The 10,356-nt window shown below is 43.7% G+C and carries 6 protein-coding genes and 1 pseudogene; 4 read left to right on the top strand and 3 right to left on the bottom strand.

Annotated features, from left to right (window positions below; all coding sequences use genetic code 11):
- Positions 1-154: 154 nt before the first annotated feature.
- From F6K46_RS26535 to F6K46_RS26520, 4 genes are all read left to right on the top strand, one after another.
- Positions 155-3,424: a PAS domain S-box protein gene (locus F6K46_RS26535; protein WP_293055366.1), complete on the top strand. Its 3,270-nt coding sequence runs from the start codon at positions 155-157 to the stop codon at positions 3,422-3,424.
- Positions 3,425-3,735: 311 nt separating this feature from the next.
- Positions 3,736-5,226 carry a response regulator gene (locus F6K46_RS26530; RefSeq protein ID WP_293054888.1) on the top strand — a complete coding sequence of 497 codons (1,491 nt, stop codon included), beginning with the start codon at positions 3,736-3,738 and terminating at the stop codon, positions 5,224-5,226.
- A 548-nt stretch (positions 5,227-5,774) separates the two neighbouring features.
- Positions 5,775-6,170 (top strand): response regulator, encoded by a 396-nt coding sequence (locus tag F6K46_RS26525; RefSeq protein WP_293031622.1) that lies wholly within the window; start codon positions 5,775-5,777, stop codon positions 6,168-6,170.
- Positions 6,167-8,005, top strand: a complete 1,839-nt coding sequence (locus tag F6K46_RS26520) for an ATP-binding protein (RefSeq protein WP_293054886.1) — start codon at positions 6,167-6,169, stop codon at positions 8,003-8,005. The genes F6K46_RS26525 and F6K46_RS26520 overlap by 4 nt, the downstream gene beginning before the upstream one ends.
- A gap of 141 nt (positions 8,006-8,146) precedes the next feature.
- Here F6K46_RS26520 and F6K46_RS26515 read toward each other — a convergent pair.
- The 3 genes and pseudogenes from F6K46_RS26515 to F6K46_RS26505 all read right to left on the bottom strand — a co-directional run.
- Positions 8,147-8,242, bottom strand: a pseudogene (locus F6K46_RS26515) (zf-TFIIB domain-containing protein); the annotation flags it as partial.
- A 3-nt stretch (positions 8,243-8,245) separates the two neighbouring features.
- Positions 8,246-8,518, bottom strand: coding sequence for a zf-TFIIB domain-containing protein (locus F6K46_RS26510; protein ID WP_293054884.1), 273 nt, complete (start codon positions 8,516-8,518; stop codon positions 8,246-8,248).
- Positions 8,519-8,732: 214 nt separating this feature from the next.
- The gene (locus tag F6K46_RS26505; protein ID WP_293054882.1) at positions 8,733-10,310 is read right to left on the bottom strand and encodes an L-lactate permease; all 1,578 of its coding nucleotides are present in this window, start codon (positions 10,308-10,310) and stop codon (positions 8,733-8,735) included.
- Positions 10,311-10,356 lie beyond the last annotated feature (46 nt).

Here is a 10,356-nt window from a genome sequence, read left to right as displayed (position 1 = left end):
AGTGAACAGAATAATTTTTAAAAACTAGCAAAAACTAAACTAGTTAATCGGAGCAATTAAAACTATCAAAAAAATTAGCCCTATAGCCGAATTAAACTACTTTTTAGCTATTTTTATACCTTTAACGATAGGGATAGGAAGTTTTCTAGTGCTCATGCATCGCACCGAGGTTAAGGTTGACACAACCGAAGTCAACCTTAATGAAATTCGTAATGTTGAGATGGCAGCTCAACGAGCAACTAGTGATTTCCATGTCATTGTATCAGACTTGAGATTCCTAGCCAATCAAAATGAGTTACGGACAATGTTAGATAGCACCAGTGATGCTCCCCAAGAAACTGAAAGGTGGCGCATGGCCCTTACTCAAGAATATCTGATCCTGGTTCGAGAGAAAGGGCTTTATGACCAAATTCGCTTTCTGGATACAACTGGGAAAGAAATTGTTACAGTCAACTTTAACCAGGGTCAGCCGGTTATTGTGCCTGAGGAACAACTGCAAGTCAAGGCCAATCGTTACTGGTTTAAAAAAACCTTAGCTTTGCCAAAGGGAGAAATGTTTGTCTCTCCCCTAGACCTGAATGTCGAAAATGGAAAAATTGAACACCCCCTGAAGCCAGTGATTCGCGTTGGTAGCCCTGTTTTTGACAGTTCTGGTCAGAAACGGGGCATCGTCATGATTAACTATTTTCCTAAACATTTCATCAATAGTTTGGAATCCGAAAATCACACGTCCTTAGGGGAAATGATGCTCTTGAATGGTGAGGGGTTTTGGCTGAAGGGAACCAAGCCAGAGGATGAATGGGGATTCATGTATCCTAACCGCAAAGACCGTACCTTTGCCAAGGGGTTTCCAAAAGAATGGCAACGGATTTCTAAGGCTGATCAGGGGCAATTTGAAACTACTAACGGTAAGTTTACCTTTACCACTGTTCATCCTTTCTACGAGATGCAAACAGGTAAAACTCCTGTACAAAAGCGTTTTTCTGATCCCACTACGATGGATGCTAACTCCGATACCTGGAAAATTGTCACCTACATTTCCCCTAAGGTGATAAATGAACGCTCTCGTGATTCCTGGAAGCCCCTAGGGTGGCTTTATGGTAGTTTAGTGCTGCTAATTGGTATTGGTTCTAGCTTACTAGCACGGGCTAAGATAGAGCATCAGCACGCAGAAGAGGAACTGGGACTGAGTCAGGAACGCTTGCAGCTAGCCTTAGAAGGATCTGGTGATGGACTCTGGGACTGGAACATCACGACTGGAGAGGTTTATTACAGTCCCCGGTGGTTAGAAATGCTGGGCTATGATGTGGATGAGCTACCAGGATACCTCAGCAGTTGGGAAAAGCTGATACATCCAGAGGATAAAGCCTTAGTAAAGTCGTTGCTGAATGCTTGTCTAAAGAACAGTTCGGTTCTCTTGGCCTGTGACCATAGAGTACGAACCAAATCTGGTCAATGGAAATGGATTGCCATTTACGGTAAAGTCGTGGCTCATGATCACAAGGGCAACCCGAAACGAATGGCAGGAACCCATAAAGATATTAGCGATCGCAAACAGGCCGAGGAGGAGCTGCGGCTGAGCAGAGAACGCTTTCGCACGCTCTATGAAAATACACCAGTTATGCTGCATTCGATTGATAGCAATGGTAAATTGCTCAGTGTCAGTAACTACTGGCAAAAGAAGTTAGGCTACGATCGTAATGAAGTTATTGGAAGACAATCAACTGATTTTTTAACAGAATCACGCCAGTACACCCAAGGGATGTTTCTGCCTAAATGTTTTGAGACAGAAATGTGCTTGGATGTTCCCTATCAGGTGATTTGCAAGAATGGAGAAATCATTGACGTGCTTCTTTCCGCTATTGCTGAACAAGATGAGTTAGGTCAGGTGGTTCGGTCTCTAGCGGTTATGGTTGATGTCACTGCTCGCAACCAAGCGGAAGCAGCACTGCAAGATGCTAAAGAGGCTGCGGAAGTCGCCAATCGTGCCAAAAGCGAATTCCTGGCTAACATGAGCCACGAACTAAGAACCCCCCTTAATGGTATCCTCGGCTACACCCAAATCCTCAAAAAGTCCAAAACCATGACCCCTGAGGAACTCAAAGGCGTCCACATCATTCATCAGTGTGGTTCACACCTGTTAACCCTGATTAACGACATTCTAGATCTATCCAAAATTGAAGCCAGGAAAATGGAACTCGTTCCTAGAAATTTTCATTTTTCCTCCTTTCTGGAAAACCTGGTTGACATCTGCAGTATCCGCGCTAATCAGAAGGACATTGTATTTACTTACCAACCCCTTTCTCAACTCCCCAATGGCATCTATGGGGATGAGAAACGCCTACGACAAGTACTGATGAATCTCCTAAGTAATGCCATCAAGTTTACTGACTCTGGGGAAGTAACCTTGAAAGTGAGTGTCCTTGAATCTACCCAAAAGGATATCTCCCCATCACCCTCCTTCACAAGGGAGCTTAACAAAGAAAAAAGGACAAAAATCCGGTTTCAAGTAGAAGATACTGGGATTGGTATAACCCCAGAGCAATTACAAAAGATTTTTTTCCCCTTTGAGCAAGTAGGAAATCCCTTTCGCAAAGCAGAAGGGACAGGATTGGGATTAGCGATTACTCAGAAACTCCTGTGTATGATGAACTCTACCTTAGAAGTCAGGAGCCAGCCGGAAATTGGCAGTGTGTTTTGGTTTAATTTGGAGTTGCCAGAAGCCACAGAAAGCTTACATGCCCCCATGGCTTCTCAAACAGGGATCATTGGCTTCAAAGGCCAGGGGCGGAAAATCCTGGTGGTGGATGATAAATGGGAAAATCGCATGGTTTTGGTTAATCTGCTTGCCCCCCTTGGGTTTGAACTGGTGGAGGCCACCAACGGTCAAGAGGGTTTGGAGAAAGCTCAGTGTCAGCCTGAGGTAATTATTACGGACTTGCTCATGCCAGGGATGAATGGTTGGGAATTGATCCGACAGCTGCGAGAATCTCCCCAATTACAGTCAGTAGTGGTGATTGCTTGCTCAGCCAGCGTATTTGATACTCACCAACACAAGAGTATTGAGTCTGGGGCGGACGAGTTTCTGCCCAAGCCAGTAGATTCAGAAAAACTATTCGAGATATTACGGATGCATCTGAGACTGGAATGGGTGTATGAAGGAAAAGAAGAACGAGAAAAGATGATGGCTGAAAACATCTCATGTCAAACTACAGAGATTATCCCTCCCCCAGCTGAAAAACTTGCTCAGCTCTATGATTTGGCCAGAACAGGCTTAATCAGCGAAATTCTAGAACAAGTGGATACTCTGGATAAATCCGATGATAAATTTGCGATTTTTGTCCAACATATCCAGCAATTCGCTCAAGGCTTTCAGGTTAAAAAAATCCAAGATTTCATCAAACAATACCTGGAACGTAATTAGTTAAGAGGTAAGCCTATGGGCTACGCCCACACTACTTGAGGTGCCGTCAGTTAACGCCCTAAGCCCATGCTACCCTTGCCAGGGATCAGCCAATAGCCTACTTTTCGGCTAAGCAAACAGTCATTGATAATGAGAGCAAAGTTTTAGGGGTTAATGGGATTAACATTAATAAAATCCTAGTTTTACGGTTTAACTATTAGGAAGTCATGCTGATAGATTTATGGTTAGGGTTATTAGGAGTTATCAGGATGGTTTAGCAACGATTTATTAATTGGTTACTTGCTTCGACCACTCTATAAAAAGGTGTAACAATGATCAATGGCCAGGATCAACAACTAATATTAATTGTAGATGATATCGCCACCAATTTAGAAGTACTATCCACAACATTGATCAGTGCTGGTTTCAAAGTTGCAGTTGCCACTGATGGCGAAAGCGCCATTGAACAGGTTGACTATAAACCGCCAGATCTGATTGTGTTAGATGTGATGATGCCAGGAATTGATGGATTTGAAACGTGCCATCGGCTGAAGGAAAATCCGTTAACCCGTGAAATTCCTGTGATTTTTATGACAGCCCTGAGCGAGACCGTGAACAAGGTCAAGGGTTTTTCTCTCGGAGCAGTGGACTATCTGACCAAACCGATTCAGTCAGAGGAAGTATTAGCCAGAGTTAGAACCCATTTGCAACTGCAAAGTCAGGCAAAGGCCCTCAAGGAGCAAAATGCCCTTCTTAAAGAGGAAATTGAACAGCTAAGGTCAGCAGAAGCGAGGTGGCAAAACACCCTAGAACAGCTCGAAGCTGCCCAAAGCCAGATAATCGCCCAAGAAAAACTCGCTGCTCTTGGACAACTGGTTGCAGGAATCGCTCACGAAATCAATACTCCCCTGGGAGCAATTCGCTCCTGTGTGGGCAATCTGTCTAACTTCTTCAACGACCACCTCCACCAATTACCCTCATTTTTTCAAGGACTCTCGCCAGAACGTCAGTCCGATGTGTTGGCCTTACTCCAATACTCCAGCCGACAGACTACCCCTCTATCTACCCGAGAGCAACGTCAACTCAAACGAAGGTTGAGAAGCCAACTGGAATCCTACGCTATTGAGAAAGCAGTCAAGCTAGCCAATTTATTGGCGGGAATTGGGGTTTATGAGGACTTTGAAGAGTTTTTGCCTCTCCTGAAAGACCCAGACAACGAAATGATTTTAACCACTGCCTATCAGTTAGCTAACCTCTATACGAGTACTCGCAACATTACCACTGCCGTGGAACGAGCCACAAAAGTGGTGTTTGCCTTGAAAACTTATGCTCGTTATGACTCTAGTGGGGAAAAGATAGATGCACAGATTACTGATGGCATTGACACGGTCTTGACTCTTTATCATAACCAACTCAAACATGGCGTAGACGTCTACAGAAACTATGACGATTCTTTGCCAGTTATCCGGTGCTATCCTGATGAACTCAATCAAGTCTGGACGAATCTGATTCACAATGCTCTCCAAGCTATGGAGAACAAGGGGACTTTAACCATTAATGTGAGGCAGCAAGATGACCAAATCAAGGTCAGCATTACTGACACTGGCAAAGGGATTCCTCCTGAAATTCAGCCCAAAATCTTTCAGCCGTTCTTTACCACGAAAGCCGCTGGAGAAGGCAGTGGTTTGGGATTAGATATTGTTAGGAAAATTGTAGAGAAACATCACGGACACATGGAGGTGGAGTCCGTACCTGGTGAAACTACCTTTACAGTTTCCCTACCGATTCACCAGCCACAGCCGATGGCTGAGGAGGTACATTGAGATGATGAACCTGAAACTGTTATTTGGACAGGATTGCTGGGGAACTTTATAAGTGTAGCTAGTTATAAGTGTAGCTAGTTATAAGTTTAGCTAGTTCATAAACAATGGTCCAAGGAAAAAAAACCCGGTCTAGGCAAGAGCGGGGAGTGTCAAAACTGTGACTAGTTGCAGTCCATGTCATTAAATCATCCATAGTAACCAATAATGATTATACTCCCAGGCTATCGGCTCACTGAGGAAATTTACTAAGCGCCTTAGAACCCTGGTTTATCGAGGGGTGTGTGAGGCTTACCAAAAACTTGTCATCTTCGATCAAGACCGTAAGATTACTTATGCGATTAGCCCGAAGGGCGTTGGCTAGCGAACGCGACCTTGCCTACTCAACCCATCTCGACCGTTTCTCTGACTATTGATAGCAATTTTTCAAAGTAGGACTACAGATGCAGATGGGGAAATCGGGAGATCGCCAGATCGGGAGATGGCCAGATGAAATTGATCTGTAGCCGTAATCGGCCAGAATTGGTATGAATTCAATGAGGGAACTAGTCATGTCTGACGCCGTAATTTTATGTGTTGATGATGAAATATCGATTTTGAAAAGCTTGGAGATGGAACTTCAAGCAGCTTTTGAAGATAAGTATCTCTATGAATTTGCTGAAAGTGCTGATGAAGCTTTGGAAATCATTGATGAACTCTATGAGAATGGAGAACAAATTCTGATTATTGTCTCCGATTGGTTAATGCCAGGAATGAAAGGGGATCAATTTCTGATTAATGTCCATCACAAATATCCCGATATTATTAAAGTTATGCTAACGGGACAAGCTGATGAGGAAGCGGTTGAACGGGCGAAACAATATGCTAACTTATATCGATGTTTACATAAACCCTGGAATACTCGGGAATTAATTTTAACAATTCAGGATGCTTTAGTCGAATTATGAATCGAACTGCCATTATCTGTGTTGATGACGAACAAACCATCCTAGATAGCCTGAAAATAGAGCTAGAAACTAGTTTGGGAGATAACTATCTGATTGAAATGACCCAAGGTGGGGAAGAAGCGTTAGAAGTCTTCGAAGAATTAGTAGAGGATGACTATGAAGTTGCCCTGGTTATTTCTGATTACATCATGCCCAATCTGAAAGGGGATGAATTACTAAAACGCATTCATACTATTTCACCCAAAACCCTCAAAATTATGTTGACTGGGCAAGCGGATTTGGAAGCGGTGGGAAATGTGATTAACTATGCTAAATTATATCGTTATATCCCTAAGCCTTGGCAGGCTGACGACCTCAGAATTACTGTAAAAGAGGCATTGTATAGTTATTCTCAGGATAAGGCGCTAGCTGAAAAAAATGCTCAACTCCAGACAATGAATCAAGCGCTAGAAAAATCCAACCGCGAACAAGCTGATTTAATTTCCCAACTCCATGAAAATGAGAATCGCTTGAGGCAGTTCTTAGAAGCCATGCCTGTGGGAGTATGTGTAACTGATGCCAAGGGTAAGCCTTATTTGATCAATAAAGCTGGACAGCAGATTTCAGACAGAGCTATCATAGAGTCAGCTAAAAAGTCACAGTTACAAGACACTTATCAGATTTATCTCGCTGGAACTGAGCAACTTTACCCGAAAGCACAGAATCCGATTTTGAGGGCGTTGCAGGGGGAGAGTGTGGCAGTTAACGATATGGAAATACGCCAACGGGATAAGATGATTCCTGTAGAAGCTTGGGGTACACCGATCTATGATCAAGAGCGAAATGTGGCTTATGCGATCGCAGCCTTTCAAGACATCACCGAACGTAAACGAGCCGAAGCCGAGCGGGAGCGATTACTGGCGGAACTCTCTCAACTGAATCAGGATTTGCAGCAAGCCAATGGGCAACTAGAAGACTATTCCCACAACCTAGAAGAGAAAGTAGAACAAAGAACCGTCGAATTAAAAGCTGCTCAACAGCAGATTGTTGTCCAAGAAAAACTTGCCTCCCTCGGGGCGTTAACCGCAGGTATTGCCCATGAGCTCAGAAATCCTCTCAACTTTGTTAACAACTATGCTGAAGGTTCCGTTGAGCTGGTGGAGGAAGCGCTTGAAGAACTTGAGAACCAATCTCAACATCTCGATCCAGACGCTCTAGACTATCTCAAAGAGATTCTAACCGACATCAAAGAAAATTCCCTAGCTATCAATAAGCACGGGAACAGAGCCGATAGCATTATTAGCAGTATGATGCTGCACGCACGAACCGAGAGCTCTCAACATCAACTGACTGACCTTAATGAACTTTTAGCCGAAGCAGTACAGTTGGTGTATCACAGCAAGCGAGCCTCTGACAATCGCTTCAATATTATCATTGACACAGATTACGATAACTCTATTGAACCATTAGAGCTAGTATCAAATGATCTTAGCCGCGCCTTCATTAACCTACTTGACAACAGTTGCTATGCGGTTCAAGCCAAACAGCAATCTTATCAGTCAGATCCAGATCAGGTGGAGAAAGCCTTTACCGCGACATTGCGGGTCAAAACCCAAAATCTGGAGCAGATGGTAGAAATCCGCATCCGTGACAATGGTATAGGGATACCACCGGAGATTAAAGATAAAATTTTCCATCCTTTCTTTACCACTAAACCCACTGGAGAAGGAACAGGATTAGGATTATCAATGACCCATGATATCATCGTCGGTCAGCATGGAGGAACCTTGAAGCTGGAAACTGAAGTGGGAGCGTATAGTGAATTTATCATCACTTTACCGAAACCAGCCCAATAGAGTTGATCATTTCGGACTTGAGCATCTCGAACCTGCTTGATCAGGGAAATTAGCATCGTGGTCAAGCTACTACCTTTTCCCATAGGTTTTCCCAGTGGCAGCCAATTAATTGAAATTTTAAATTGCTAATTAGGCTATTAATTAGCTAAAAATATCCTTAAAAAAGTCTGCTATTCCCTCTTCCTTATAATCCTTAAATTCACCAGCATCAAACCATATACCATAGCATACCGGGCATTTTTAATACCGAATATGAGTCTGTTTTATATCAACCATTTTGGTCAGTTTTGTCTGGCATTTCGGGCAATTAATATCTCTAATTTCATTAAAGTTACTCCCTGTTTTAGGGTCACCTGTATCTATAATCTCGGAGCCTTTTATGTCCTTCAACAGTTGAGCTTCCATGGAATCAAACCAGATCCCTTGACAGCTGCTGCAGCGGTCTACAGGAATCGTTGAATACACAACTGCTTCTAAGGTTCCTTCACATTTAGGGCATTTCAGCTGGGTCATTTGGCTCAACCATCTCTAGGATTTACATATCATACTCCGTAGCCAGACATAATTCAAGTTGACTGTTCAGACCAGGGAACTTCGGATGGGTGATCGGGTATCTTGGAACAGAAAGGGTTTGAGCAACTTTAATTTTCTTAATCAAGAGAACATAATTAACATAATTTATGTTCAGTGATTTATTTGATACTTACTCTATCTAAAAATAGAGATTTTATGGTAAAGCCAAAACCAGAAGTGACATAATAACTGCCACTGCTCCTAGAACAACTAGTCCCATCTGCCGGAGCAAAAAGACTTCAGCTCCAGACCACCCAACAGCAGTGGCAGCAATAATAGCGCGAGCAGGTGAAATCATCGTGGCGTGGGCGCTAGCTCCATTCTGAGCTCCCATCAGCCACTCTAGTGGTAAGCCAGACTGAATGCTTACCTCTTGTTGTAATTGGGAAAGTAGGGCATTACTCGCAGTACTTGAACCAGTAATCCAGCCTCCTAGAGCAGCTAACCAAGGTGCAACCCATATATACTTGTCACCAAGTGTTGCTGCGGCCATGCCTAGACTAGCTATCATGCCACTGGCTTGCATAACTTGAGAGGCTGCTAGAAAACAGGCGAGTGCGATGGCTCCAGGGATAAATTGTTGCCAAGCTTGTATTGTTATCACTTGCAGTTTGTGTACGACTGTTCCCAAAATTGTGACTGTAGCCAAAGCTGTCAAAAGTAAATAAAAGCCTGGGTTGTAAAGCAGGGGTAGATTTAGATTGATGGCAGCTATGGATATCACAAAATGGCTCTTCAGCAAAATTTTTAGAGGAACAACTAAGCGAGAGATCAGCAGAATTGCTGTCAGAATTCCGTAGGGAGCTATTACCTGCCAGAGGGATACTTTAGTAATACCATACTCAGCCGAATCATGAGCCGTTTTTTCGGAACTATTACGGGCAGTGTTGACTAGATTTACTGTTCTTTTTCGTTTTGCCTTATGAAATAGTTTATGAAATAGTTTTCGGTTTGCCCACACCACTAAGAATGACATTACCAGTGTGCTGCCAAGTACACCGGCCAGTTCAACCCCAGGAATCCAACTGAACCCCCAAACTCCTATGGTAAGAAGCACTCCGGCAGCGATCGCTTCTGGCCATCGGCGTTGCACGGATTTCTTTCCGCCACTCACTGCTAGTGCCACCAGTCCGTAAACTACCGGCAGAGGAGCAGTCAAAAGAGCAGTAGTCGAACCTAGAATACTAGGATCTAGATTAGTTATTTCCGCTCCAAGAACTGTACCTATCGCTAATCCTCCCCAAGGTACAGCCATTTGACCCAAAATACCCAGTATAGCTGACTGAGCAGAACTATAACCTAGTGCGAGAAACAGTGGAATTACTAAAATGGTACCAACTCCAAATCCACTAACTGACTCGGCAAAAGGAGCGAACCCAATCACTAGCAGCAACACCTGTAAGTCTCGCTCAGGAACTAAGCGAGCAATACCCCGTCCTAAAAGGCTCATACCATCTACAGACTTGAGCAGATAGTAAAGTAGCAAACTGGGAAATAGCACATAGAACACTGATAGTGATGTCGCAAGTCCCTTCACCAAAGCCAGTAGTAATTGCCCAGGAAACAAACGAAAAACAGGAAATAGTAGTGTTGATCCCATAGCAGCTATCAAAGTAGCAAGTCCTGCCTGTTGGCTTGGTCGCTGCAATACCACTAGTGCAGCGCGGTAGAAATGCTTGAGCAGCTGCGGATAATGGTGAAACAGAAGGATGAACCGCTGACCCACTCGCACTCGATGCTCAGCTCATCCGATTACACTCTTCACAACTAGGCTATGC

The organism is Moorena sp. SIO3E8 (assembly GCF_010692445.1).
In the GTDB taxonomy this organism is placed as follows: domain Bacteria; phylum Cyanobacteriota; class Cyanobacteriia; order Cyanobacteriales; family Coleofasciculaceae; genus Moorena; species Moorena bouillonii.
This window is presented reverse-complemented; position numbering and strand designations above follow the sequence as displayed.